We start from the raw sequence: 663 nt of genomic DNA, 5'->3' as shown, positions 1-663 counted from the left end.
CACTCCCGGCAACTGAATTTCCGGTGCAACCGGCTTGTGCCGAACTGGCGCAACAGGATGCGGGTTTAGTCATTAAACCGGTTAAAGGGTAAACACAATGGACAACACGATCACAACGGAAAGCACCGCAGCCGCAATAAGTTGGCAAGCCTGGCTGAATGAACCGAATAAAGCCCCGGTATTCTTCATTCTCAACTCGCTGGCAAAACCGAATCCGATCGAGTCATTTTACCTCAATGACTGGGTCGAACAGGCATTTCCGCTGTATAGCGGCACCCCGATGCGCAATATGTTGAAACAGAGTCCGTGGCTGGTACAACCGAAAACCAATCAATTCGTGCAGATAGGGGCTGCGCTGGATAGGTATGAACTCAGTGACCACAGTTGGGGCTGGGCTTACCGCAGCCATGCGCCGTGGCAAGCGCAGCTTAAACACTGGCAGCAGCGACAATGGGTCATGATGAACGGCGAGCCGGTACTGTTCCGCATGATGGATGCACGGATTTTTGGCGCATTGGTGCCTGCTTTCACGCCCAGTGACTGGTCACTGATGTTGTCGCCCGTCACAGAACTGCTGATAGACAGGCCGCAACCAATGCGGTTTTGCCGTCCCGACGCGTGTAGCGAAGGTAACAGCGAAATCCCGTTTACATTGGGTGAGCA

General features: G+C 53.7%; 1 protein-coding gene. It reads left to right on the top strand.

Annotation, left to right across the window (positions count from 1 at the left end):
• Positions 1 to 97: 97 nt before the first annotated feature.
• A partial coding sequence (locus tag Xbed_RS18955) for a DUF4123 domain-containing protein (RefSeq protein WP_086114330.1) occupies positions 98 to 663 on the top strand: 566 nt, incomplete at its 3' end.

The sequence above is a fragment of the Xenorhabdus beddingii genome (genome assembly GCF_002127545.1).
In the GTDB taxonomy this organism is placed as follows: Bacteria; Pseudomonadota; Gammaproteobacteria; order Enterobacterales; family Enterobacteriaceae; genus Xenorhabdus; species Xenorhabdus beddingii.
The sequence above is the reverse complement of the archived record's forward strand: the minus strand, read 5'-3'. Positions and strand labels throughout refer to the sequence as shown.